22 protein-coding genes, 1 tRNA gene and 1 pseudogene are annotated in these 24,377 nt (G+C 58.6%); 17 read left to right on the top strand and 7 right to left on the bottom strand.

The features are described 5' to 3' along the window. Positions 1-11: 11 nt before the first annotated feature. A complete protein-coding gene (locus HY26_RS15460) occupies positions 12-440 on the bottom strand; it encodes a phasin family protein (RefSeq protein ID WP_034764393.1) in 429 nt (142 codons plus the stop codon). A 237-nt stretch (positions 441-677) separates the two neighbouring features. Between HY26_RS15460 and HY26_RS15455 the strand changes: the two genes are divergently transcribed. Further along, positions 678-1,880, top strand: a complete 1,203-nt coding sequence (locus HY26_RS15455) for a D-alanyl-D-alanine carboxypeptidase family protein (protein WP_233351657.1) — start codon at positions 678-680, stop codon at positions 1,878-1,880. 61 nt (positions 1,881-1,941) lie between these two features. Continuing rightward, complete coding sequence (locus HY26_RS15450; protein ID WP_233351656.1) at positions 1,942-2,904, top strand: SIS domain-containing protein; 963 nt, start codon at positions 1,942-1,944, stop codon at positions 2,902-2,904. Positions 2,905-2,922: 18 nt separating this feature from the next. Here HY26_RS15450 and HY26_RS15445 read toward each other — a convergent pair whose 3' ends face one another. Both HY26_RS15445 and galE read right to left on the bottom strand, forming a co-directional pair. Beyond that, complete coding sequence (locus HY26_RS15445) at positions 2,923-3,726, bottom strand: SIMPL domain-containing protein (protein WP_112074025.1); 804 nt, start codon at positions 3,724-3,726, stop codon at positions 2,923-2,925. A 90-nt stretch (positions 3,727-3,816) separates the two neighbouring features. Then, positions 3,817-4,836, bottom strand: coding sequence for a UDP-glucose 4-epimerase GalE (gene galE / locus HY26_RS15440; RefSeq protein ID WP_112074024.1), 1,020 nt, complete (start codon positions 4,834-4,836; stop codon positions 3,817-3,819). Positions 4,837-4,972: 136 nt separating this feature from the next. Between galE and HY26_RS15435 the strand changes: the two genes are divergently transcribed. After that, a tRNA-Ile gene (locus tag HY26_RS15435) sits at positions 4,973-5,049 on the top strand. 21 nt (positions 5,050-5,070) lie between these two features. Here HY26_RS15435 and phhA read toward each other — a convergent pair. Beyond that, positions 5,071-5,937 carry a phenylalanine 4-monooxygenase gene (gene phhA, locus HY26_RS15430; RefSeq protein ID WP_112074023.1) on the bottom strand — a complete coding sequence of 289 codons (867 nt, stop codon included), beginning with the start codon at positions 5,935-5,937 and terminating at the stop codon, positions 5,071-5,073. 156 nt (positions 5,938-6,093) lie between these two features. Between phhA and HY26_RS15425 the strand changes: the two genes are divergently transcribed. Beyond that, entirely contained in the window at positions 6,094-7,254 is a 1,161-nt protein-coding gene (locus tag HY26_RS15425) for a DegT/DnrJ/EryC1/StrS aminotransferase family protein (protein ID WP_112074022.1), read from the top strand. Positions 7,255-7,266: 12 nt separating this feature from the next. Here the strand turns inward: HY26_RS15425 and HY26_RS15420 are convergent, their stop codons facing one another. Beyond that, positions 7,267-7,740 carry a YbaK/EbsC family protein gene (locus HY26_RS15420; RefSeq protein WP_112074021.1) on the bottom strand — a complete coding sequence of 158 codons (474 nt, stop codon included), beginning with the start codon at positions 7,738-7,740 and terminating at the stop codon, positions 7,267-7,269. 39 nt (positions 7,741-7,779) lie between these two features. Next, the gene (locus HY26_RS15415; protein WP_112074020.1) at positions 7,780-8,403 is read right to left on the bottom strand and encodes a resolvase; all 624 of its coding nucleotides are present in this window, start codon (positions 8,401-8,403) and stop codon (positions 7,780-7,782) included. 102 nt (positions 8,404-8,505) lie between these two features. On the opposite strand from HY26_RS15415, the gene HY26_RS15410 reads away from it, so the two are divergent. Continuing rightward, positions 8,506-8,979, top strand: coding sequence for a hypothetical protein (locus tag HY26_RS15410; RefSeq protein ID WP_112074019.1), 474 nt, complete (start codon positions 8,506-8,508; stop codon positions 8,977-8,979). Between the two features lie 151 nt (positions 8,980-9,130). Next, entirely contained in the window at positions 9,131-9,718 is a 588-nt protein-coding gene (locus HY26_RS15405) for an outer membrane beta-barrel protein (RefSeq protein ID WP_112074018.1), read from the top strand. 66 nt (positions 9,719-9,784) lie between these two features. Here the strand turns inward: HY26_RS15405 and HY26_RS15400 are convergent, their stop codons facing one another. Beyond that, positions 9,785-10,672 carry a LysR family transcriptional regulator gene (locus HY26_RS15400; protein ID WP_112074017.1) on the bottom strand — a complete coding sequence of 296 codons (888 nt, stop codon included), beginning with the start codon at positions 10,670-10,672 and terminating at the stop codon, positions 9,785-9,787. Positions 10,673-10,784: 112 nt separating this feature from the next. On the opposite strand from HY26_RS15400, the gene HY26_RS15395 reads away from it, so the two are divergent. From HY26_RS15395 to HY26_RS19310, 11 genes and pseudogenes are all read left to right on the top strand, one after another. Beyond that, positions 10,785-11,540, top strand: coding sequence for a DUF4386 domain-containing protein (locus HY26_RS15395; protein WP_112074016.1), 756 nt, complete (start codon positions 10,785-10,787; stop codon positions 11,538-11,540). Beyond that, entirely contained in the window at positions 11,540-11,725 is a 186-nt protein-coding gene (locus tag HY26_RS15390; RefSeq protein WP_112074015.1) for a hypothetical protein, read from the top strand. The genes HY26_RS15395 and HY26_RS15390 overlap by 1 nt, the downstream gene beginning before the upstream one ends. Before the next feature lie 173 nt (positions 11,726-11,898). Next, entirely contained in the window at positions 11,899-13,293 is a 1,395-nt protein-coding gene (gene ahcY, locus HY26_RS15385) for an adenosylhomocysteinase (protein WP_112074014.1), read from the top strand. 20 nt (positions 13,294-13,313) lie between these two features. Then, positions 13,314-14,174 carry a formyltetrahydrofolate deformylase gene (locus HY26_RS15380; RefSeq protein WP_112074013.1) on the top strand — a complete coding sequence of 287 codons (861 nt, stop codon included), beginning with the start codon at positions 13,314-13,316 and terminating at the stop codon, positions 14,172-14,174. A gap of 19 nt (positions 14,175-14,193) precedes the next feature. Next, positions 14,194-15,375, top strand: a complete 1,182-nt coding sequence (gene metK, locus HY26_RS15375) for a methionine adenosyltransferase (RefSeq protein WP_112074012.1) — start codon at positions 14,194-14,196, stop codon at positions 15,373-15,375. Between the two features lie 467 nt (positions 15,376-15,842). Then, positions 15,843-16,871 (top strand): glycosyltransferase family 2 protein, encoded by a 1,029-nt coding sequence (locus HY26_RS15365; RefSeq protein ID WP_112074010.1) that lies wholly within the window; start codon positions 15,843-15,845, stop codon positions 16,869-16,871. Positions 16,872-17,067: 196 nt separating this feature from the next. Continuing rightward, positions 17,068-17,862, top strand: a complete 795-nt coding sequence (locus tag HY26_RS15360) for an ABC transporter permease (RefSeq protein WP_112074102.1) — start codon at positions 17,068-17,070, stop codon at positions 17,860-17,862. Continuing rightward, positions 17,862-19,217, top strand: coding sequence for an ABC transporter ATP-binding protein (locus tag HY26_RS15355; protein WP_112074009.1), 1,356 nt, complete (start codon positions 17,862-17,864; stop codon positions 19,215-19,217). Before HY26_RS15360 ends, HY26_RS15355 begins: the two co-directional genes overlap by 1 nt. Beyond that, the gene (locus HY26_RS15350) at positions 19,214-20,671 is read left to right on the top strand and encodes an FkbM family methyltransferase (protein WP_112074008.1); all 1,458 of its coding nucleotides are present in this window, start codon (positions 19,214-19,216) and stop codon (positions 20,669-20,671) included. Before HY26_RS15355 ends, HY26_RS15350 begins: the two co-directional genes overlap by 4 nt. Beyond that, positions 20,668-23,607 carry a glycosyltransferase family 1 protein gene (locus HY26_RS15345; RefSeq protein ID WP_112074007.1) on the top strand — a complete coding sequence of 980 codons (2,940 nt, stop codon included), beginning with the start codon at positions 20,668-20,670 and terminating at the stop codon, positions 23,605-23,607. The genes HY26_RS15350 and HY26_RS15345 overlap by 4 nt, the downstream gene beginning before the upstream one ends. Positions 23,608-23,882: 275 nt before the next feature. Continuing rightward, positions 23,883-24,377 (top strand): annotated as a pseudogene (locus tag HY26_RS19310) (transposase); the annotation flags it as partial.

Raw genomic sequence — 24,377 nt, 5'->3', positions numbered from 1 at the left:
ATCCCAGAAGCTTACTTCGCAGCGAAACCCATGAACGGCTTTGCTGCGCTGCGCCATGCAGACATGCAGAGTTCTGCCTGCGCATTCATTTCCTTCGTATACGCGGAAAACATGTTTTTCGCAAATCCAGCCTGGATTTCCATGACTTCGCGAACGTCTTTCGCGGAAGTGATCGCCTGAGTGGCTTCAACACCCTGTTCCAGCGACTTGGTGAAGAAATCCATGTTCCGGCTGCCCAGCTGGCGCGCCATGTCGGTCGAAGCCGCCGTGCGCTCGCTGAAAGCTTTCAGGCCGGATTCGGCGTACTCGCCGAACATGCCTGCAAAACCGGAAAGCTGTTCCATGCCCTCGTCGAGCATTTTCGTTGTGGTGTCCATTTTTGCACTCGCCTCGGCCTTTGCGCGCTTTGCGGTGGTGGTGGCCGTCTTTGCCTTCGTCATCGATCGTTCCTTTATATACTACCCTGCGCTTACCCTAGGGGAGCTTATACCGCTTTTTCTTCGCTCCCGCAATAAATTTTTGTGCGCTGCAACATAAGGCATTCTGCATGTTTATTGCATCGCTTCGATTACGATTTCGCAATCCGGGCGCCCATGTGCCGTTAAGGTGTGGTCAAGGGATTTGCACGATTCTAAGTTAAATCCCGGAGGGCCGGGGTTAACAATCGGGAGACCTGAATGTTCCTGCGCGCTTTCGCAGCCCTGACCCGAGCCGTGTGCACCGCAGCGATCATGATGGTCATGGCGTTCGGTGGCGGAACGGCCCTGGCAGAAAAATATGCCGCGATCGTCGTCGATGCCGACACCCAGCAGGTGCTGCATGATCGCCACGCCGATGAACCGCGTTACCCGGCTTCGCTGACCAAGGTCATGACGCTTTACATGCTGTTCGACGCGCTCAAGAGCGGCGAAGTCTCCCTGGATGAGCGCATGGTCGTTTCCCGCTATGCCGCGGCCCAGGCCCCATCGAATCTCAAATTGAGAACCGGCTCCACCATCAAGGTGCGCGATGCCATCGGCGCCCTGATCACCAAATCCGCCAATGATGTCGCCGTTGTCGTCGCCGAGCGTCTGGGCGGAACCGAAAGCCGCTTTGCCCAGCTGATGACTGTGAAGGCCAAGTCGCTCGGGCTGGAGAACACCCGCTTCGTCAACGCATCCGGCCTGCCCGACACCCGCCAGCTCAGCACAGCGCGGGACATGGCCTTGCTTGCCGACGCGATGCTGACGGATCACGCCGACTACTATCATTATTTCGCGACCGAGAAGTTCAGCTGGGGTGGCAAGACCTACAAGAACCACAACAATCTGCTCGGCGATGTGGACGGCGTGGACGGGATCAAGACCGGCTACACGCGTGCATCAGGCTTCAATCTCATGGCCTCGGCCAAACGCGACGGCCACCGCATCATTGCCGTCATGCTTGGCGGTACGACGGCCCGTGCCCGCGACCGCCACGTCGAAGCCCTGCTGGAAGCCGCTTTCAGCTCCTACTCGCTGCCGGCCGACGATCCGGAGCTGCGCACACGCCTCGCCTTCGCCATGCTGGAGGAGCCGCTCAGCCCCGAAGCCGCCGCAGAGCCCATGCTGAACGGCAAGCCGCTGTCGGTCATCCTCGCAACGGAGGCCGCTGCCCAACAACTGGCGGCAAGCGATGCTTTGCCGGCTGAATCCGCACAGGGCGACGCCGACGATACACCGGCAGCCCCCGCGATGGACGCACCTGTCCTGGCGGCTGAGTCTGCATCTGAGGCGGTAGAGCAAGCCCTGCCGATCGATCCGGAGAAAACCTCGCTCGGACGCTACTATGCTGAAGCCCCGGTCCTGGAGGCGCCAGCCTTCTCTCCGGAGGAGTATCGCCGCCGCCAACTGGCCAAGTAGGCTTGTCACCGCGTCCGGCTTGCCGGAAAACGCGGGCGCCAGTCCAGCAGGAGCAGTGCCCGTGCCCCAGGAATCCGATCTAGATCTCGCCCGCAACACGATCCGCATCGAGCGGGACGCGCTGGAGCAGCTGGAGGCGGGCATCGGTCCGTCCATCGCCCAGGCCGCGGACCTGATCATGGCGACCGACCGGCACGTCATTGTCGCGGGCGTCGGCAAGTCCGGCCATATCGGCCAGAAGATCGCTGCCAGCCTCGCCTCCACCGGTACGCCGAGCTTCTTCCTGCACCCGACAGAGGCCAGCCATGGTGACCTTGGCATGGTCGTGCCGGGCTCGGTCGTGATCGCGATTTCCTATTCCGGCGAAAGCCGCGAACTGGTGGATCTGTTGCGCTTCTGCAAGGGCAACAACATCCCGTTGATCGGCATGACGCGCTCAGCCGACTCCACACTGGGCCGGGCGTCGGACGTGCTGCTGGAGATGCCGGTCGTGGCCGAAGCCTGCCCGAATGGCCTCGCGCCGACCTCGTCGACCACGATGGCGCTGGCGCTCGGCGATGCGCTGACCATCGTGCTGATGGCCCGCCGGGGCTTCTCCAGGGAAGAGTTCGGCTTCCGGCATCCGGGCGGCAAGCTCGGCCGCTCCCTGCAGACTGCAGGCGACTATATCGAGACGAAAACGGATCATATGCCGATCATCAGCGCCTCAGCTGATGTCCGCGATGTGATCCTGGCGGTCTCCGAAGGCCGCAAGGGCTGTGTCGGCGTGATCGACGAGGATGGCCGCCTGATCGGCATGGTCACCGACGGCGACCTTCGCCGCGCCATGCTGGCTGGCAAGCTGTCGGGCACGGCCGCCAACATCATGACCGCCAATCCGAAAGCGCTCGGCCCCGACGACCGCATGTCTGCGGTCATCAAGACCTTCACCGAGCAACGTATCTCGAACGCCTTCGTGACAGTCGACGGCAAGCCGGTCGGCATCATCGACATGAAGGACCTGCTTGCCGAAGGGTATGTCTGATCCGGCTCGGCCGGAGGCTTACTGGCCGAGTTCGAAGACCACGTTCACCGTCGCGCTGTAGCCGACTTCACCGCCCGCCACCGGGGTGGAGAAGCTGTCGGCCATCTTGGCTTCCTGCATGCGGGCCATCGGCATGGGCGAGGGTGAGTAGCTGCCGCTTTCATCGATCGTCACGATGCGCAGCACGCTGAGGCCTGCCGCTTCGGCATAGAGATCGGCGCGGGCGCGGGCATCGGCCATGGCTTTACGGCGGGCTTCGTCCCGGACCTCAGTGTCATCATCGAGCGCGAAGTTCAGGCCGTTGAACGTGTTGCCGCCAGCCTTCACCAGGCTGTCGAGCGTTGAGCCGAGATTGTCGAGGTCGCGCACCTTCACGGTCAGTTGGTTGGAGGCCGTGTAGCCGATCAGCTTCTGCTCTCCGCGGGAGGAGCCGTCTTTCAGCTTGGTCTCGATATAAGTGTAGCGCGGCCAGAGCGAGAAATTGGACGTCTGCATGTCCTTCTTGGCGACGCCCGCTTTTTCCAGCGCGTCGAACACACCGGTCATGGCTTTCGCCTGCGATTCCATGGCCTCGGTCGCTGTCTCGCCTTCCGCCTGAACCCCGGCATTGATGTAGGCAATGTCGGGCTCGCGTTTCACGGTCGACTGGGCGGAGATCGAAAGCGTCGTCTCAGGCTGGATCGAGTTCGGGGCCTGATAGGCGCCTGCCACCGATTGCTGGGTGAGTCCGAGCGCCGGGCCTTGCATTTGGGCGCAGGCGGCCTGTGGCACGATCAGCGCCAGAGCGGCGGTCGACGTAATGAGGGGTAAAAATCGGCGCATGAGAATCTCCCATTGGTAGTTGTCTCTAATGTTCTACCGAACACACTGGGAGGCAATCTTGTTCCGATTGTGTCTCAGGCCGATGACAAATCAGGCGTTTTCATAGCCGTGCGGGTTCTGGCTCTGCCAGGCCCACTGATCGCGGCACATGTCTTCCAGCGTCCGCTCGGCTTGCCAGCCAAGCAGTTCCTCGGCGAGTGACGCATCGGCCCAGAAGGCGGCGATGTCGCCTGCCCGCCGGGGCGCGAATTCCATCGCGATGGACTTGCCGCTCGCCGCTTCGAACGCCCGGACGATATCGAGAACGGATGAGCCATGTCCGGTGCCGATATTCACGGTGAAAGGGCCATGCGTATGCTTGAACCGGTCCAGTGCCAGCACGTGCGCACGGGCAAGGTCCACGACGTGAAGATAGTCACGCACACCGGTGCCATCGGCCGTGTCATAGTCATTGCCGAACACGTTGAGACAAGGCCGGCGCCCCACCGCGACCTGTGCCACATAGGGCATCAGATTGTTCGGAATGTCATTCGGGTCTTCGCCGATCATGCCGCTTGGATGCGCGCCAATCGGATTGAAGTATCTGAGGATCGCAACATCGGTCAGCGCGCCGGATCCGGCCACATCGTTCAGCAGCATCTCTGCGGCGAGTTTTGTGTTGCCGTACGGGTTTGTCGGACGCAGACGGTGGGACTCGGTATAGGGCAGGAATTCCGGTTCGCCATAGACCGTCGCGCTGGACGAGAACACGATCTGGCTTGCCCCTGCTTCCAGCATTGCCTGGATCAGGCTGTGCGTGCCGGTGACATTGGCGCTGTAATATTCGAGCGGCTTTTCCGACGACTCGCCCACGGCCTTGAGCCCGGCAAAGTGGATGACCGCGTCGCATTCATGCTTCGACAGGATTTCAGCAATGCGGGCCGTGTCGCGGACATCGGCATCGTGCCAGTCCACGCGGGAATTGGTTAGCTGGCAGATACGGTCGATCGCCTTGGGCGAGGAATTGACGAAATTGTCCACGATCACGGGCTGATACCCACGCGAGACAAGCTCCACACAGGTGTGGGATCCGATATATCCGGCACCGCCGGTTACAAGCACGCGGGTCATGGCTACCCCAAAGCAAGATTTACGCCGGGTTTCAGCGTATTAACCACAATAGCGGTAAGACTCCGTTACCTGCTTTGACGGGATTCATCAGGCCCATTGCAAGCCGCGCGGCACCCGCCTAAACGGAAGCCTCGGTGGGCCTGTAGCTCAGTTGGTTAGAGCGGACCGCTCATAACGGTTTGGTCGCGGGTTCAAATCCTGCCGGGCCCACCATCCAGCACCTGTCCAGGCCGGCTACCGGCCGCCCTTGTCGAAATAGGCATGCGTGCCGCGGTGGATCACTTCGTCGCCTGGAGCGATCTCGTGGGCCTCATAGTCAGGCATGCCTTTCACGTCGGCATAGACCGTTCCGAAATCCCGGTAACAGGTTTCCAGCAGGGCTTCGAAACTGTCGACGACGAAATAGGTTTGCTGGAAATCATCGATAATGTATTTGGTACGCATCAGGCGCTGCACATCGAAGCCGATCCGGTTCGGGCTGTCATCTTCCAGTGCAAACACCGTTTCCTGCGGGCTGGAGAGGATCCCGGCACCATATATGCGCAGGCCGTCATCTTCGCGGATCAGGCCGAATTCCACCGTGTACCAGTAAAGCCGGGCGAGGTTGTGCAACTGGCCAAGCCGCATCGCCCGCTGTCCGCCCTTGCCATAGGCTTCCATGAAGTCCGCAAACACCGGATTGGCCAGCATCGGCACATGGCCGAAGATATCGTGGAAGATGTCCGGTTCCTGCAGGTAATCGAACTCCGCTTCAGGGCGGATGAAGGCCCCGGCCGGAAATCGCCGGTTGGCAAGGTGATCGAAGAAGATCTCGTCGGGCACCAGCTCGGCAACCGGCACCACCCGCCAGCCGGTGAGCTTTTCCAGCCTGTCCGACAAGCGCCCCATATGCGGAATGCCCGTGGGGGAAAGTTCGAGCTGCGACATCGCCTGCAGTGCCGTGGTGCAGGCCCGCCCCTTGGTTACATCCTTCTGGCGGCGGAACAGCCGGTCCCACCGATCATGTTCTTCAGCCGAATAGCTTTGCCAAGCCTGATCGATGGTGAAATCAGCCGCGCGGGGCGCATTATGATAGCGATTTTTAGGGGCTTCGATGTCCATGGCCGGAACATAACTCCAACAAAAGATTAGTTCCAGATGAAACCAATATTTTGCTGTGCCCGGCGGTTTGACACTTGCTGAAACCATCTGTGACTTGGCAGCAGGTGAGGCCCACTCTCTAAGGGCGACAGTTTAGCTATTTTCCGGTGTACCTTCATGACCCTCCCCTTCATTGACCTTCAGGCCCAGCGCAAACGCATCGAGAATGAAGTCAACGCCGCCATTCTCTCCGTCGTCGAAAGCGGGCGCTATGTGCTCGGCCCAGAAGTGATCGAGCTGGAAAAGCAGCTCGCAGCCTGGTGCGGCGCGAAACATGCGGTCAGCTGCGCCAACGGCACCGATGCGATCGCCCTGCCGCTGATGGCATGGGAAGTGGGCCCGGGCGACGCGGTCTTCTGCCCCTCTTTCACTTTCGTCGCCACGGCGCAGGTCGTGCCCTGGACGGGCGCCTCGCCGGTCTTCGTCGACATCCTGCCCGACACCTACAACATGGACCCGGCGAGCCTCGAGGCCGCCATTGCCCGCGTGAAGACCGAAGGCAAGCTGACCCCCAAAGTCGTCATCGCCGTCGACCTGTTCGGCCAGCCGGCCGACTATCCCGCCATCAAGGCGATCTGCGACCGCGAAGGCCTGAAGCTGATCTCCGACAATGCGCAGGGCTTCGGCTGCACGCTGAACGGCAAGGCGACGACCGACTGGGCCGACATCGCCACGACCAGCTTCTTTCCGGCCAAGCCCCTCGGCTGCTATGGCGACGGCGGCGCGGTGGTGACCAATGACGACCGGCTCGCCGAACTGGTTGAGGCGCTGCGCGTCTATGGCAAGGTGACGCCGACGGATGCCGCCGAGCGCAACTTCCACCACGACCCGAAATACCTCTCGCTGCGCGTCGGCATGAACTCCCGCCTCGACACGATCCAGGCGGCTGTCCTGCTGGAGAAGCTCAAAATCTTCGGCGACGAGATCGAGCAGCGCCAGAAAGTCGCTGCACGGTACACGGAAGGTCTGAAAGACCATGTCCGCCGCGTGCCGCATGTCATTGACGGCGGCAAGAGCGTCTGGGCGCAATACGTCATTGAGCATGAGAACCGCGACGGCCTGCAGGCGCATCTCGGCACGCAGGGCATTCCGTCCATGGTCTACTATCCGGTGCCGATCCACATGCAGGACTTCGCCGCCGAATGGGCCCCGCCCGCCGGCACCCTGCCCGTCACCGAAGCGGCCAGCAAATTCGTCATCGCCCTGCCGATGCACCCCTATCTCGGCGAAGAAGACCAGGACCGCGTGATCGAAGCGATCCGCGCGTTCAACGGCTAGCCCGAACGGGCATCAGGTCTGCGGGGCTGACTGTACCACGTCGACCCATTCGGCGCGGGTCAGTTCGGCGAGGCGTTCCGGAGTGATCCGGATCGCCGCGTTCGGTGCGCCGCCGGCAGGAAAGACTTCCCGGAACGCCCGGATCGAAACATCGCAATAAACCTGAAGCGGGTGTGACAGCCCGAAAGGCGTGACCCCGCCGACGGGATGACCGGTGTGGCTTTCCACCTCGTCCGCTTTCACCATCCGGGCCTTGGTGCCAAACCGCGCCTTGTATTTCCGGTTGTCGAGCCGCGCATCGCCGCGCGTGACGAGAATGATCACCTCGTCACCCACATATAGCGACAGGGTCTTGGCGATCTGCCCCGGCAATACGCCAAGGGCTTCGGCGGCAAGATCGACCGTGGCAGTGCTCCGATCCAGCTCAAGAACTTCAAGGTCCGGCGCAGAGGCGTTCAGGGCGGCTTTGACCGATTGCAGGCTCATGAAGTCGTCATCCGATTTTGAGGGGCGTCGTGAAGCAGATTATTCGGGTTCCTGATCGAGTGGCGTGTTCCCGCGCGCCTTCAGATCCTGAAGCATCACGTTGAGAGCCCAAATGACAGCCCGCGCCATCCGGTCGGCATCGAGGTCCCACTGATCGCGCATTTCGCGCCAGGCAAATCCGCTGCAAAGCAATTGCATCACGGCTGTCGCCTCCCTGGCATCTGCCGGATCGAGCTCTTTGACGGCATCGGCAAACACATCTGTATACGCAGCGACACGTTCCGCCTTGCGCTCGTTGCGCATGGTGCGCCCCTCGACGCTGGACATGGCCATCATGGTCGCGTCGGCATTCGAATCGAACATGCGGAAATGATCGCGCAAGCCATGGTCGAGCAGTGTATCCAGATTGTCCGGCATGGCGCCGGTGGAGGTTAACAATGTCCAGATACGTGCGCGCAGCGCGGTCTGGTCTTCATAGCGGCGGTAAACGGTTCGCCGCGAAACGCCCGCCACTTCGGCCACCCTGTCATGATTGAGTACGCCGCCTTCACCCATCACTTTCAGGAGGGCGGCATCGATCGGATCGATCTGCTCGCTTCCGGAAGCCTTGGAACCGGAAACGCTATTGCGGGTATGGCGATTTGATGTGTTCTGCTTAGTCATGATGTCCTGATAAAGTGTGGCACAAATTGTGTCAAACCGTATTGACACAATTTGTGCCACGTGAAAAAAGCGCGCCTTCACTGAGCATGAAAGGAAAAGTCAGTGTTGTTCCATCTTTCGATAGATGCGCATGATCCCGAGCATGTTGCCGGTGTGATTGCTGAATTGTGGGAAGGCGAAGCATTCCCGTTTCCGCCCGTCATTGAAGGCAGCTGGATCGCCATGGCCGGAGATTCGCGCAATACCGCCGTCGAGGTTTATCCGCGTGGAACCGAACTTCACATGGCGGAAGGCTCCGGCGACGGCTATGGCCTGCCCGGATCAGGCGGACGCTCGCCGACCCATTTCGCCATGGCGACCAATTTGACCCTGGAAGCGGTCATGGCGATTGCCGAACGGGAAGGCTGGCCAGCCAAATACTGCAAGCGCGGCGACATCTTTGGTGTCATCGAAGTCTGGGTGGAGGGGGACCGCATGGTCGAAATCCTGACCCCTGACATGCAAGCGGAATACCTTGCGACGATGACCATTGATGGCTGGAAAGCGTTCATGGCCAGCCTTGGCGCCGCGGCCTGACCCTTCATCCGTAAGCGTTCAATCCACTCCCGATTACTGGCCTGAACCTCGGCCAGCTCCTCCCCTGTCCAAACAAGACAAGTGACCTGAACCGGAGCCCCCTTGCCTCCGGTTTCCCTAGGCTTTTGCCTGAAATGAAAGACACAAACTGATGTTTAGAAAAGCGATTGCCGGCTGCGCCTTCATTGTCGCAGCCCTCGCCCCTGCTGCTGTCGCAGACACGTTCAGCGGCCCCTATGCCGGGCTGGAAGCCGGCTACGAAGATTTCACTGATGACCTCGACGGAGGTGTCTACGGCGGCTTCGCTGGCTGGGACATTCCGATCTTCGACAACTGGGTACTCGGCATTGAAGGCCGGCTGGCCGAGCCGGACTCCTCCTTCCGCCTGTCGCGCGACACCGCCACCGCCACCGCCGTTTCAGCGGTCGACCTGAATGAGCAGTATGGCGCAAGCCTCCGGTTGGGCCGCGTCTTTGGTGAGCGCACCCTCGTCTTCGGCCAGATCGGTCACGAATGGTTCGAAGTGGACGCAACCATAACGCACACCCCGAAGCCGCCTTGCCAGCAGTGCGCCTCGACGGTCGATGATTTTTCATTCGATGAGGAAATGCCGACCTATGGAGCCGGCATCGAGCATGCCCTGACCAGCAAGGTCCGTGCACGCCTCGTCTACACCTATGGCGATGGGGACGCTTACGAGCGCAACCGTCTCAGCGTGGGCGTCGCATTCGCATTCTGATCTCGGGCAGCGCTTAGGTGCCCCGCCTCAGATGCTTGAGGCGGGGCACAATTTATCCAACGCCTGTTACCGGCTGTAATAATCCGAGATCAGATCGAACATGAGCCGGATGCGCTTGCTGGTGTGCAGCTCGCGATGGGTCACCAACCAGACCGGCACGTCGAAAGGTTTGAACCCGGGCCAGACGATTTCCAGGTCCGGGAACTGATCCACTTCATCCGCGATAAACAGGCCGACGCCGAGGCCTTTCCGCGCCAGCTCAATGGCTGCCAGGCCACTGTCGGCGGACACGGTGAAATTCGATCCCGTCAGGGCGAGCCCGTTCTGCTTCAGAGGCGCAATCAGCGTGTCGCGCGTATCCACCCCGATGAAATTCAGCTGCTGAAGATCTTCAACGCTCCGCGGCCGCCCGACCCGGTCGAGATACTCCCCCGAGGCATATAAGGTTGCGGACGTCGTTCGCACCTTCTTGGCGATCAGTTCCGGCTCGCTGGGTCTGGCATGCCGGATGGCGATATCCGCCTCGCGCTGGATGAGGTCCTGCAATTGGTTGGACGTGCGGATCTCGACTTCGATGTCTGGCGACATTTTCCGTAGACTGATGAGAATATCCGGCAGATGATAACAGGCCAGCGTGTCTGTCGTCGCGATGCGGACAAGGCCCGCAATGGCCTGTGACTGGCCGGAGGCAGAGAGAGATAGTTTCGCCGCCGCCTCGTACATTGCCCGCACATGATCCAGAACCTCGAGGCCGGCAGACGTCAGGATCGTCGTGCGCGGGCCGCGCTCGAACAGGGTGATCCCCAGCGTCTCTTCCAGCGCGCTGACCTGCCGGCTCAGCGTCGGCTGGGTCACGCCAAGGGCGCGCGCGGCCGCCGACAAGGACCCCTCCTCCGCGGTCGCGAGGAAGGCGCGCGCCTGGTTCCAGTCGAAGTCTGCCGCATCCCAGTTCATCGATTTTCGTATACCACTTCCAGAGTTTTACGCAATTTATGCATGGCGAGGCTTCGGCTATCTATGCCCTGACAGAGAAACGGCGCTTGCCGGAAACCATGCCGAGGCTGCCATGACCCTTTCAGAAAGCGTTCCAGTTCCTTCCAGCCGCCGGGAATTTCCCGACACCTGGCCGCCCGCCGAAATGAAGTCGATCGGGCGCCTGACCGGGGCGCTCTACCTGTTGCTCGCCATCATTGGCGGCGCCGCCTATTTCCTCGTCTCGGAAACCCTGATCGTCCATGGCGACGCCGCCGCCACAACACAGAACATTGTCTCGCACGAGCCCCTGTTCCGGGCAGGTGTTGCTGCGTGGCTGGTAACCGCCCTGATCGATGTCGTCCTCGCCTACCTGTTTTACTGGATCTTCGCCCCGGCAACGCCAATGCTGGCCCTGGTGTCGATGGTCTTCCGCCTCGCCTATGTCGCGGTCCATGCCGCCGCGCTGACCCGTCTTTTCGACATAATTACGCTGATCGATCAGGGCGCCGCGACAGCAAACCCGGACCAGATCCTCTTCCTCGCCGAAGCGCATCTGAACGGGTTCATGGTGTCGCTCCTGTTTTTCGGCGTGCACCTGATCCTTCTGGCGGCGATGATTGCCAGAACCGGCTATATGCCGCGCCTGATTGCCATTCTGCCGGTGCTGGCGGGGCTCGCCTATTTGGCCGATACGTTCGCCCTGGCATTGCTGCCATCGACATCTGCGATATCCGGGTATATCGATCTTGCGGTCACGATGATGGCATCGCTCGGCGAAGTCGGCTTCCTGCTCTGGCTGCTGTTTGCCGGGCTGAAGACTGCAACACCGAACCGGGGACCCGATTGATGACTTTCGTTCCCATACGCACCCTGGTCTTCTTCATTATCGGTTTCCCGGTGGGCTTCATTCTCACCGCGCTTGTGTTCGCGGTGACGCAGACCCCCATTTCGGCGCCGGCGATCTTCCCATGGGCCCTCGCGGCTGCGGTCACCGCCGGAGTCGCGGGCGGCTTCCGCAAGGCGGCTGACTAAGCCCGGCAGCATTCCTTCTCCTGTTTTGACCGCGCCGGCCCCCTTCTTCGGGGGTCTATTCATGGTTTTGTTCATGGTGTTTTGGCCGCCCGGCGCACCTCTGGCCGCGCATGCACGTTGCCTTTTGCCACGCTGCATGCTAGGCGCGCACAAACACATAAAGGAATGTTGATATGGCGAAGACGTACCACGTCAAGGACATCACCCTCGCAGACTTCGGACGCAAGGAAATCGCGATCGCCGAGACGGAAATGCCGGGCCTGATGGCTGCGCGCGAAGAGTTCGGCGCCGAGCAGCCGCTGAAAGGCGCCAAGATCGCTGGCTCGCTGCACATGACCATCCAGACAGCTGTCCTGATCCAGACGCTCGAAGCCCTCGGCGCCGAAGTTCAGTGGGTCTCCTGTAATATCTACTCCACACAAGACCACGCCGCCGCCGCGATCGCCGCCAATGGCACGCCGGTCTGGGCCTATAAGGGCGAGACGCTGGTGGAGTATTGGGACTACACCGACCGCCTGTTCCACTGGCATGACGGCACCGCCCCGAACCTGATCCTCGACGATGGCGGCGACGCGACGCTCTACCTGGTCCTCGGCGAAAAGGCTGAAGCCGACCCATCCATTCTGGACAAGCCGTCTTCCGAGGAAGAGACCGCCCTGTTCGCCCAGATCAAGAAGCGGATGGAAGCCTCCCCCGGCTGGTTCGCCAAAACCAAGGCTGGCATCAAGGGCGTCTCCGAAGAGACGACCACAGGCGTCAACCGCTTGTATCAAATGGAAAAACGCGGCGAGCTGCCCTTCCCGGCGATCAACGTCAACGACTCTGTCACCAAGTCGAAATTCGACAACAAGTATGGCTGTAAAGAGAGCCTCGTCGACGCGATCCGCCGCGGTACCGACGTGATGATGGCCGGCAAGAAGGCCTTCGTCGCCGGCTATGGCGATGTCGGCAAGGGCTCTGCCGCCTCGCTCTCAGGCTCCGGCGCACGCGTCTCGGTTTCCGAGATCGACCCGATTTGCGCGCTGCAGGCGGCGATGGACGGCTACGAAGTCCTCACGATGGAACAGGCTGCGCCGAAGTTCGACATCTTCGTCACCACGACAGGCAACAAGGACATCATCACCGTCGACCACATGCGCGCCATGAAGGACATGGCCATCGTCTGCAATATCGGCCACTTCGACAACGAAATTCAGGTCGAAGGCCTGCGCAATTTCGAATGGACGAACATCAAGCCGCAGGTCGACATGATCACCTTCCCGGACGGGAAGCGTATTATCCTCCTATCCGAAGGCCGCCTCGTGAATCTCGGCAACGCCACGGGCCACCCGTCCTTCGTGATGTCGGCCTCGTTCACCAACCAGACGCTCGCCCAGATCGAGCTTTGGACGCGCGGCCACGAATACGAGAACAAGGTCTACACCCTGCCCAAGCATCTGGATGAAAAGGTCGCCATGCTGCACCTTGAAAAGCTTGGCGTTCAGCTGACCGAACTGTCCCGTGAACAGGCCGACTATATCGGCGTGAACACGGTCGGTCCGTTCAAGCCTGAACACTACCGCTACTAGGGCCCGGACGGGGACGCAGCATGACATCCGGCGACCACATTCTGACTTTGTCCTGCCCGGACCGGGTGGGCATCGTCGCAACGCTGGCACGGCTCATGGAAGCGCATGAGTGCTTCATCGCGTCCTCGCGTACCTTTGGCGACAGCGAGTCCGGGCAGTTCTTTGCCCGTCTCGTGTTTCGCGCACCGGAAGGCGGAACAGTGCCGCTCAGCCTGCTCGGCGATATCGAGGAAGCCGCCGAAGAGCTGGAAGCCGACTGGAGCGTCGCCCCGGTCAGCCAGCGCATGAAAACACTCCTGCTCGTCTCCCAGTCGGACCATTGCGCCAACACGCTGCTTTATGCTTCCCGCCGGAAGGAACTGCCGATCGACGTGGTCGGCATCGTTTCGAACCATGACACGCTGAAGGACCAGTTCGCCCATTTCGGCCTGCCCTGGTTCCACATCCCGGTGACCTCAACCACCAAGCCGGAAGCCGAAGCGCGCCTGTTCAACGTGATCGAGGAAACCGGCGCGGACCTCATCGTGCTCGCCCGCTACATGCAGGTGTTGAGCGACAATGCCTGCCGGGAACTTGACGGGCGGTGCATCAATATCCACCACTCCTTTCTGCCAAGCTTCAAGGGCGCCCGCCCCTATCATCAGGCCCACGCCCGCGGCGTGAAGGTGATTGGCGCGACCGCCCACTATGTCACGGCAGACCTGGATGAAGGCCCGATCATCACCCAGGTCACCGAAACCATCGATCACACTTACACACCCGCCGACATGATCGAGACCGGCCGCCATCTGGAGGGCACAGCCCTCTTGCGCGCCGTCAAAGCGCATGCAGAGCATCGCGTCTTCAGCCATGCCGGACGGACCATCGTCTTCGCCAGATAAGCCTTCAGAGGAAACTGCCATGAAACTTTCCAGCCACGAATTCACCTCCGAAAGTGTATCGGAAGGGCATCCCGACAAGGTCGCAGACCAGGTTTCTGATGCGGTTGTCGACCTGTTTCTGGCAAAGGACCCGACGGCCAAGGTCGCCGTGGAAACCCTGACCACGACCAACAAGATCGTGCTGGCAGGCGAAGTCCGCACCAACAATGGCGCGGTGGTCACCGAAGACGAAATGAACGAGGCCGCCCGCGCTGTGGTGAAGCGGATCGGTTACGAGCAGGAAGGCTTCCACTGGCAGAACCTGAGCATCGACAATCTCGTCCACGGCCAGTCCGCCGAAATCGCCCAGGGCGTTGAAGCGGGCCAGGGCCTGTTCAAGGAAGAAGGCGCCGGTGACCAGGGCATCATGTTCGGTTACGCGACCAACGAAACGCCGGAGCTGATGCCGGCGACGCTGGTCTACTCTCACCAGATCCTGCAGAAACTGGCTGCGCTGCGCCATTCCGGCGCGCGCCCGCAGCTGGAACCGGACGCGAAGAGCCAGGTCACGCTTCAGTATGAAGGCTCCCAGCCGGCTGGCGTGAACGCAATCGTCGTCTCCCACCAGCACGGCAAGGATGTCAGCCAGGACGAACTGCGCGAAATCATCCGCCCGGTCGTGCAGGAGGTGCTGCCGGAGGGCTGGTTCCCGCCGGAAGACAAGTTCTATGTGAACCCGACAGGCAGCTTCTACATCGGTGGACCGGACGGCGACGCAGGCCTCACTGGCCGCAAGATCATCGTAGACACCTATGGCGGGGCCGCCCCGCATGGCGGCGGGGCCTTCTCCGGCAAGGATCCGTCGAAAGTCGACCGTTCGGCTGCCTATGCCACGCGCTATCTTGCCAAGAACGTCGTCGCTGCCGGCCTTGCCGACCGCTGCACGATCCAGGTCAGCTACGCCATCGGCGTATCACAGCCACTGTCGATCTATGTCGATACCCACGGCACCGGCAAAGCGGATGAAGTCCGGATCGCGAAAACCCTGCGGGAACTGTTCGACCTGTCGCCGAAAGGCATTCGCACGCATCTTCAGCTGAACCGTCCGATCTACAGCCCGAGCGCGGCTTACGGTCATTTCGGCCGGCAGCCCGGCGACAATGGCGCCTTCAGCTGGGAAAAGACGGACCTGACGTCAGAGCTGGTGCGCCTCATCAACTGAGACTGGGGATCAGAGCGGGCCCGAAAGCCTGAGGTCCAGCTTCGACACCATGCCAGAACCCCGCCTGATCAGCGACATGGTGATCCGCCGGTAAGAGCACAGCACCAGAGAGCCTCCTCGCACTTTGATAGCTGCAAGTCTCGATACAGTGGCAGCAAGCAGCTCGACCACAAGGCTTACCTGCCCCTTGCAGCAAAAAATAAGAGGAGGCGCAACGCTGGCGTTCATTGTAATCATAGCTAATCAACCGATAATAACCTCCAGAAGCGACTCAGGACTAATGAGGCTGAGGAACTGATTCGGCTTAGTGTTACGCGACAGTGGCCAGAGACGGTTCACCGCCCACCTTTGCAATCAAAGGTTGAACAATCATCAAGTTTTCTGAATACGTTCTTCTGCTAATTATCGGCCCGCATTGTGCTTGCCCCCGCCTTCTGCTTTTGCCTTGAAAGATCTACAGACACCCAATGCCTTTCTTCAGTGTACTTATCGTCAATTACAATGGAGGAGATTTTCTTGCCGGAGCTCTGAAATCTCTTGAACAACAAACATTCCGTGATTTCGAGGTAATCCTCGTTGACAACAACTCAACGGATAGCTCCATCGACCAGCTTGAGACTACGGGACTCCCGCATTTTACCATTCTGGCACAGTCAGAAAATCTGGGATTTGCCGGTGGAAACAATATTGCAGCGAAATCCGCCCGCGGAAGGTGGCTGGCCCTACTGAATCCTGATGCGGTAGCCGATCCGCATTGGCTGGAAAGGGTGGCTCAAGCCACAACCAAATTTCCAAAATGCGTACATTTTGCCTGCACACAATATGCACTGAATGAACCCGAGCGCCTAGACGGTGTAGGCGATTCATATCTGGCTTTTGGTATTCCCTGGCGCGGTGGATATGGCTTGCCTTCGTCGTTTCTTCCTGCACAGGGTCTATGTTTCTCCCCTTGCGGCGCCAGCGCGATCATCCGCGCAGACATCTTCCGCCAATTTAACGGATTTGATGAACGTCTATTTTGCTACTGTGAAGATGTTGATCTCGGTTTCCGAATGCAGCTCGCCGGACATCGTTGCATTTTCCTTCCCGACGCTGTGGTGCATCATGCCGGAAGTGGAATAACAGACAAGGTCAATGACTTCGCCGAATTCCACGGCACCCGAAACAGAATTTGGGTTTACTGGAAAAATATGCCTCTCCCGCTGCTTTTACTAACGTCGCCTGGACACATTTTAATTTCACTGTACCTGCTAGTTCGAGCTTGGATGCACGGTAGGTGCACGGTAATGCTAAAAGCCACCTCGGCCGGCCTTCGTGGCGCGCGGACTATGCGATGCAAAGATTCTCCTTGGGCCGCCCCAAAACGCAAAGTATCTCTTTTGCGCATCGCTCACGAAATGGCTTGGAATCCTTTCAGAATGTCCAATCACCGACCACATGTCCGTCCCTTGCCTAGACCGGACCACAAAGTACGGGCTGAAAGCGCGGAGAATTAGCTCTCGATCACCCTGCAGGTGAACCTGCCAAAAAGAGCGATCGCCTCGGCCTGTCGGTCGGCCGTTTTCTCATGCCCCATTCGATAAACCTCCGGTGTTGATTTTACCGCCGCCATCTAGGATACGAGGTGAGTGCGTGGGATGGGGCCAACCTCGGATTCGAACGAATCCACATGCCGAATACGGAGAAGACTTGGTGTTTGCGTTTCTGTTGCCGGTTTGGCGAAACAGGTATTTCATTCCGGCAGCCATATCAGGTGAATTCAAGTCTCGTGTCGCGCGTTCCAAAATCGGAACCTTGTGGTTCGTATTGCAACCTCTAGCGATGGCCGCGGTATACCTGTTGGTCCTGTCGGAAGTGCTAGGCGCAAAGCTAGGCGGCATGGACCAGAAAGGCGCCTATGCTGTCTACCTGCTGGCTGGGATCACCGCCTGGGGCCTTTTCAGCGAGATTGTTGGGCGAAGCGTCAACATGTTCCTCGAATACGCGAACATATTGAAAAAGATCCGGTTTCCGCGGATTTATATCCCTTTGGTCATTCTCGGGGGCGCACTGATCAATAATCTGCTCCTGCTGGTGACTGTGGCCTGCCTGATCGCGTTCAATGGCTTCTATCCGCATCTTGTCTGGCTATCCCTAATCCCGGCAACGGCGGTGATTGTGCTACTGGCAGTGGGGCTCGGCATCATGCTCGGCATCCTTAACATCTTTTCGCGGGACGTCGCACAGGTAATGACCGTGGTGCTGAACGTCTGGTTCTGGCTGACGCCGATTGTCTACACGTCAGACATGCTGAGTCCGAAGATCGGCCAGTTTTTGCAATTTAATCCGATGGTCCCGGTCGTTGGCATTTATCACGACGCCATCGTCTACAACCGGATGCCGCACTTCGAGACGCTGCTCTATCCGATCGCGCTGGGCACCGTGCTAATGTGCCTGTCGCTCTTCATTTTCTGGCGGTCTGGACCCGACATGGTGGATGCCCTCTGATGAGCCAGGGAAAACTGATCAGCCACATTCCACACGAGCAGGAAACGACTACGTCGCCGGGCGGCAGCCTTGAAAATGGCGCGTTCAAACCGGAACGGCCGAACCTGGAAACCGCCCCGGTGGTCCTCAAACTGGACAGCGTGTCAAAACGCTTTGCCAGCTACTCCTCCAGCTTTCACCGATTCTGCCACTGGATGGGCCTGCCCGTCCGGCCTGCGGCAGCTATCGAAGTCATCCAGAAAACCAGTTTCGAAGTTCGCCGCGGCGAAGCCGTCGCTCTCATCGGCCAGAACGGTGCCGGCAAGAGCACGCTCCTTAAACTCATCACCGGCACAATGAAACCAACCACAGGCCGTATTGACCACGTCCCCTCGGTCAGCGCGATCCTGGAGCTTGGCCTTGGCTTCAATCCCGAATTCACAGGCCGGGAAAATGTCGTGCATTCTGGTGGCATGATGGGACATTCACCGGCCGAACTTCAGGCGATAATGCCGGGTATCGAAACGTTTGCCGAAATTGGAACCTTCTTCGACAAGCCGCTCCGCACCTATTCCAGCGGGATGCAGGCACGTCTTGCCTTCTCTCTTGCGACCGCTGTGCAGCCGGAAATCCTAATCGTCGATGAAGTACTCTCCGTGGGCGATGCATATTTCCAGCACAAGAGCTTTGCACGCATCCGTGAGTTCCGTGATAAGGGCTGCACTATCTTCCTTGTCACCCACTCCCTCGGCGATGTGCGCGAATTGTGCGACCGGGTCCTGCTGCTGGACAAAGGGGCAATCGCGCGCGACGGCGAGCCGGATGAAGTGATCGACTATTACAACGTGCTCATCACCGAAAAGCAGAATGCGTTACTCTCCGTGGAACAACGTCGCGACAAGCAGGGGTGGTCTGTCACACGATCAGGAGACTTCCGGGCAGTGGTCAGGGAAATCACCCTGCTGTCCGCCAGCACGGGTGCCGAGATTGCCACTGCTCGCGCCGGGGAGCGAGTAATCCTCAGGACAGAAGTCGAAGTGCATGAAGGCGTCGAAAAACTCGTGCTGGGACTGATGATCCGCAATCGGACGGGTCATGTTGTCTGGGGGACGAACACCTGGCACACACATCAAGTCATCGACAATGTCAAAGCCGGAGAGCGGGTGACCTTTGTCTATGAATTTGACTGTAATCTCGGGCCGGATTCCTATTCAATCTCGCCTGCGCTGGTCAGTTCTAACACGCATCTCGACGACAATTATGAATGGGTAGATAACCTATTCGTCTTCGATGTCGTCAACACGACTAAGGACTTCTTTATCGGAACCACGTTATTGGATGGGGCTTTCACGATTGAAAGGGCACAGGTTAAATGACGATCTCCTACGCCCAGCAATTTGAAGATGTCATGCTCTGGCGAGCCCTGAAGGATGTCGGTAAAGGCGCATACATCGACATCGGCGCGAATGACCCCGTCATCGATTCTGTCAGCATGCTCTTCTACGAAAACGGCTGGCGTGGCATGCATGTAGAGCCCATGCCGGACTGTGCCGCGAAACTCCGGGAAGCCCGGCCGGATGAGGATGTGCTTGAGGTTGCGGTCGGGAGCGGCGTCGAAGAACTGACGCTTTATTCCTTCGAAGGCACCGGTCTGACCACGGCGGTCGAGGAGCATGCCCGCAGCCATCAGGAAAACGGACGGGAAGCAGAGCTGATCAAGGTGCCTTGCTTACCATTGTCGGAGATTTTCGAACAGTTCAACCGGCGCCATATCCACTGGCTGAAAGTGGACGTCGAGGGCATGGAAAAAGCGGTTCTCGAAAGCTGGGGCAAACATCCTGCGCGGCCGTGGATTGTCATCGTCGAAAGCACCGAGCCACTTTCGTCTGAACCGGCATTCGAGGCCTGGGAGGGCGAACTAACGAAACGAAACTACGACTTTGTCTATTTCGATGGCCTTAATCGCTTTTATCTTCATTCCCACCATTCAGAACTGGAAGGCGCGTTTTTAACTCCACCAAATTATTTTGATCGCTTCGTACTTAGCGAACATTCGCCCTTCAGCGGTTTTGTCGCAGGCAAATGGAATGATGCTCGCAAGACCGCCGAGCGGCTGGAACACAAGTTGGAGCACCTTCAAGCACACCACCAGAGTGTCGACGAGGCTCGCCTCCACCTTGAGCGCCACGTTGCAGCCATTGAATCCCAGCTCACAGCAAGCCAAGACCAGCTAACAAACGAACGTATTAGCTGGACAGCGTCTCTCGAAGACCTGCAGTCTAAGTTTGACGCGAAAGAGGCTGCGCTCGAAGATCTGCAGTCAAGATTTGAGGCGAAGACGGCGGCGGCCGAGGCGCTTGGGACGAATCTGCAGGCACTTTCCCAGCAACTTGCGCTGTCTGAGCAACGTGTTGCCAGCCTTCAACACGAACTGGATAATTGGCGCGCAGAAGCCTTCGCTTATCGCGACCAGTCCAGAGAGATCTTCAATTCTGCCTCTTGGAAATTGTCGGCCCCAATCCGCTGGGCCGGCAGCGGCGCACGTGGTGCCGTGGAATTGATGAAAGCGATGCTGCGCCCGGTCATCGATGGCTCCCTGAAACTGGCGCGGGCCAATCCGTGGATAAAGCGTCCCATCCTAGCTGCCGCAAACCTGGTCCCCCCGGTCCGCAGCAAAATCGATCACTTCGTGTCAATACGAGCACCTGAACGTCCGCCGAACAGTGTGATTCGCACTGAAGCATGGAAAATCGCACCTGATTCTCGCCAAGTGGCTGAGTGGAATACCCTGTTGAACAGCGGTAAAAGCGATCGGAGCACAATAAATTGAAGCTTTGGATAGACGGTCAATGCTTCCAGACGTCAAGCCGAAACAGGGGTATCGGCCGTTATGCGTTTGAGCTGCTACAAACGATTATCAATGAACATAGCGATGTCGAGGTGCATATCTCGCTGAATGCGGAAATGGCGGAAGAAGCCATAGCTGCGCGCGACGCCCTATCTATCTCCCTGCCCAACAGCCAGATCCACACTTGGCATTCGCTCGCTACCGGCGGAGAAGCAGCGCAGGGCTATACTGCAGAACGCCGCCTCAGTGAAATCGCGCTCGTACACCATGTGAACTGTATAGGGCCTGACGTTGCCCTTTCACTGAGCCCTTTTGAAGGAGTCGGAGACGCCTCAGTGCCACTTTTGCCACATGATGCGCTGAGTGCTCCGCTGCTTGGCATTTTCTATGATGCCATCCCCGCCCGATATCGTCAGGAATACCTGACCTTCGAGGCGTTAGCGCAGGCATTTGACCGCCGGATGGCGGCCTGCCGTGACTTCTCTGACCTTCTATGCATTTCAGAATTTGCCTTGCATGAAGCCAGAGAACTTCTGGGCACGGATAATGGTATAAACATTTCAGCGGGCGTTTCGCACGAGCTTGAAGCACTTCTCAAATCGATTCCCAAACGTTCGGCTTCGCGCGGACGAGACAAGATTGTCTATGTCGGCGCGCTGGATTGGCGAAAAAATGTGTCCATCATTCCCAAGGCGCTTTCCCTGCTTCCGGAAACAACAAGGCGGTCCATTGATTTCGTCATGGCAGGCGACCATCCTTCGGATCAACTCCAACCAATCAAAGACTTGTGGAAGTCTCTCGACCTTGATCCGATTGCACTGAAAACCATTGGACATGTCTCAGACCGGGAACTCGTAGAATTGTACCGGGCTGCGTCCGTTGTCATCCAACCCTCTTTCATGGAAGGGTTCGGGCTGACAGCGCTTGAGGCCATACTTTGCGGCACACCGGTTGTTGCCGCACGCGCGGGCGCACTACCGGAGGTCGTCGGGATGGACCATCTCCTGTTCGATCCTAATTCGCCTCAAAGTCTAGCAGAGGCAATCGGGAACGTGATCGGAAACCCGGACGTAGAAGTCGACATCGCCGGACGGCGACAGATTGTTTCGAAACAGTTCAATTGGTCGAATTCTGCGCGACTCTCGGTCGACCTTCTCAAAAAATACGCCCAAAAGGCGACCACTGCTCCAGATGTAACAGCACTGCGCAAGAAAGTCCTTCCGGCGATCAAGTCGTTCGACGGACAAATGGAAGCCATATCAGAAACGCTTTCGCTTGCTGAACCACCTTACAGAGATTCGAAGCGCCTGATCGTTGACGCGACAGCGACAATCAGAACCCAGTTCAAAACCGGAATTCAAAGAGTCGTTCGAAACATCTGCAACCAGTTGCCCGCTGCAGGCAAAGACAGTGGATATGACATCAGCATATCCTTTGCAGACGATTTGAGCGGTCGATATCGTGCGCAAAGTGATCTTCTGAAAGCTCCGGACAAATCCGAAGATAATAAGATAACTCCGAGGGCTGATGACAGCATTCTCATGCTGGACAGTTCCTGGGACATTGCACTGCTACACCGCCCTTATCTAATTGATGCCCGCGTTCGCGGTGCAAATGTTATATCCTGCCTTTATGATACTGTACCGCTAAAGATGCCCGCGTTCACAGTACCTTTGATGCCGCCTGTATTTCGGGACTGGCTTTTATCTGCGCTCAGCGTTTCGACCGGATTTGTGTGTATTTCAAAGGCCGTTGCCGACGAATTTCATTCCCTGCTCGAGGATATCAATTATCCTCATTTGATGAAGATCGGGTACTGGCGGCTGGGCGCCGATTTCATGACGCTCGATGGGGCGCGCGATACGCGCGCAAATGTGAAATCCCTGACCCCATCCTTCCTGATGGTCGGCACCCTGGAACCGCGTAAGGGTCATGCTGTCGCACTAGATGCCTTCGAATTGGCCTGGCAGGCCGGCCACGACGCCCAATTGACTATCGTCGGCCAATTCGGCTGGGGCGCCGAAGCTTTAGTCGACCGGATCGAGAATCACCCCGAGTTAGGCAGACGGCTGCGCTGGTACAACCGCATGGAGGATGAAGAACTGATCCGGCTCTACATGCAATGTGATGCCCTGATCGCTGCATCGTATGCGGAAGGGTTTGGCCTGCCAATTGTTGAGGCCGGCCGATTTGGCGCCCCCATCATCGCCAGCGATATTCCGGTATTCCGCGAAGTTACCGCCGGTGCCCCTGATGCACATTTTTTTGACGTCGGCTCAGCTCAATCGCTCTTTGAAGTTGTGAGACAGTTCCTTCGCGACCATTCCAATGCCCCACGCAAGGCACCAGCCACCCTGCCGGACTGGCCAGACTGGGCTGAAAGTACTCACGAATTGTTAGACGTGATCCTGAGCGAAAATTGGTACAAGACTTACGAACCAATTTCGGCCAAACGGTTCTGTTTGCCCGGCCGTATTGGAAAGACCTCAGAAGAAAAGGTAATAGAGTTTGACAACCGGGCGCATGACCTGCGGATCGTCGATGGGCCGGTTCTCACCAGCACCGACAGCGATTTGCTCTTTTCTGTTGCCGTCACAAACAAATCCAATTGCACTTGGTTTGGCAAAGGCGATGCAGAAGGCCGGTTTGGTGTCGCGCTCAGCTATCATGTCATCGGCAAAGATGGACTGGTCTTGAGCTACGAAAATCCGCGCAGCCCGATCGTGCTGGCGCTTCACCCAGGCGACACGCACTTCTTGCCTGTCACTATTCCTAGCAAATGGTTAGAAAAAGGAGCCGAGAAAATCGAGCTGGAACTTGTACAGGAAGGCGTATCTTGGTGGGGTAATGGAATAATGGCGAGTTTGCAGCACATAGATAAAAAGCAAGACGCCAAGACACTCCGTCCTTCAAAATAGAACATGTTAATCAAGAAGTTGCAGCACAGCCCCCTTAACTGCATCCAAATAAAATGAAACCCAGTGGTTCAACTTCTGGCACAAAGACTGTCAGTGATGGTTTCGATTCGGAATGGATGGGTTGGCAGGCTACCGCAGGTTCAGTGAAACAAAAAACCCGATCCAATAATGTCGATTGCTTTTTTGAGTTTACAACCTGAAACGCACCCTGGTCTGCCCCCGCAAAAGTGGTCCATTATTTGAGTTAGTTCCGGCTTCAGATATGGAGCTGAGACATGGGCAAGAGATCAACGCCTGAAGAGATCATAGCGAAGCTGCGGGAGGTGGAGGTTCGCCTCGCGCGCGGTGAGACGACAGGACAGGCCGTGCGTTCGATCGGAGTGACCGAACAGACATACTATCGGTGGCGCAAGGAGTATGGCGGGCTGCAGGTTGGCCAGGCCAAACGGATGAAGGAGATCGAGAAGGAGAATGCGCGCCTTCGCAAGGCGATCTCCGATCTCACGCTGGACAACCAGATCCTGCAGGAAGTCATCAAGGGAAAGTTCTAAGCCCTTCACGCAAACGCGAAGCGGTCGATCATGTGGTGGAGACACTCAGTGCAACCGAGCGCCGGGCCTGTCGCGTGATCGGCCAGCACCGTTCCACTCAGCGCAAGCCGCGTGTGCCACGCCAGGACGAGGATGTGCTGACAGCGGCCATCATCGCCCTGGCTGAAAGGTTCGGCCGGTATGGTTATCGCCGGATCACGGCCCTGCTGAGACGGGATG

Source organism: Hyphomonas sp. GM-8P, assembly GCF_003263315.1.
Taxonomy (GTDB): Bacteria; Pseudomonadota; Alphaproteobacteria; order Caulobacterales; family Hyphomonadaceae; genus Hyphomonas.
Note: the sequence above shows the minus strand (reverse complement) of the source record. Positions and strands in the feature narration are given on the sequence as shown.

Bases quoted from the DNA above. Each gene is read 5' to 3' on its own strand.
- HY26_RS15460 (WP_034764393.1), bottom strand. From the start codon at position 440: ATGACGAAGGCAAAGACGGCCACCACCACCGCAAAGCGCGCAAAGGCC.
- HY26_RS15455 (WP_233351657.1), top strand. From the start codon at position 678: ATGTTCCTGCGCGCTTTCGCAGCCCTGACCCGAGCCGTGTGCACCGCA.
- HY26_RS15445 (WP_112074025.1), bottom strand. From the start codon at position 3,726: ATGCGCCGATTTTTACCCCTCATTACGTCGACCGCCGCTCTGGCGCTG.
- galE (WP_112074024.1), bottom strand. From the start codon at position 4,836: ATGACCCGCGTGCTTGTAACCGGCGGTGCCGGATATATCGGATCCCAC.
- phhA (WP_112074023.1), bottom strand. From the start codon at position 5,937: ATGGACATCGAAGCCCCTAAAAATCGCTATCATAATGCGCCCCGCGCG.
- HY26_RS15425 (WP_112074022.1), top strand. From the start codon at position 6,094: ATGACCCTCCCCTTCATTGACCTTCAGGCCCAGCGCAAACGCATCGAG.
- HY26_RS15420 (WP_112074021.1), bottom strand. From the start codon at position 7,740: ATGAGCCTGCAATCGGTCAAAGCCGCCCTGAACGCCTCTGCGCCGGAC.
- HY26_RS15415 (WP_112074020.1), bottom strand. From the start codon at position 8,403: ATGACTAAGCAGAACACATCAAATCGCCATACCCGCAATAGCGTTTCC.
- HY26_RS15405 (WP_112074018.1), top strand. From the start codon at position 9,131: ATGTTTAGAAAAGCGATTGCCGGCTGCGCCTTCATTGTCGCAGCCCTC.
- HY26_RS15400 (WP_112074017.1), bottom strand. From the start codon at position 10,672: ATGAACTGGGATGCGGCAGACTTCGACTGGAACCAGGCGCGCGCCTTC.
- HY26_RS15395 (WP_112074016.1), top strand. From the start codon at position 10,785: ATGACCCTTTCAGAAAGCGTTCCAGTTCCTTCCAGCCGCCGGGAATTT.
- HY26_RS15390 (WP_112074015.1), top strand. From the start codon at position 11,540: ATGACTTTCGTTCCCATACGCACCCTGGTCTTCTTCATTATCGGTTTC.
- ahcY (WP_112074014.1), top strand. From the start codon at position 11,899: ATGGCGAAGACGTACCACGTCAAGGACATCACCCTCGCAGACTTCGGA.
- HY26_RS15380 (WP_112074013.1), top strand. From the start codon at position 13,314: ATGACATCCGGCGACCACATTCTGACTTTGTCCTGCCCGGACCGGGTG.
- metK (WP_112074012.1), top strand. From the start codon at position 14,194: ATGAAACTTTCCAGCCACGAATTCACCTCCGAAAGTGTATCGGAAGGG.
- HY26_RS15365 (WP_112074010.1), top strand. From the start codon at position 15,843: ATGCCTTTCTTCAGTGTACTTATCGTCAATTACAATGGAGGAGATTTT.
- HY26_RS15355 (WP_112074009.1), top strand. From the start codon at position 17,862: ATGAGCCAGGGAAAACTGATCAGCCACATTCCACACGAGCAGGAAACG.
- HY26_RS15350 (WP_112074008.1), top strand. From the start codon at position 19,214: ATGACGATCTCCTACGCCCAGCAATTTGAAGATGTCATGCTCTGGCGA.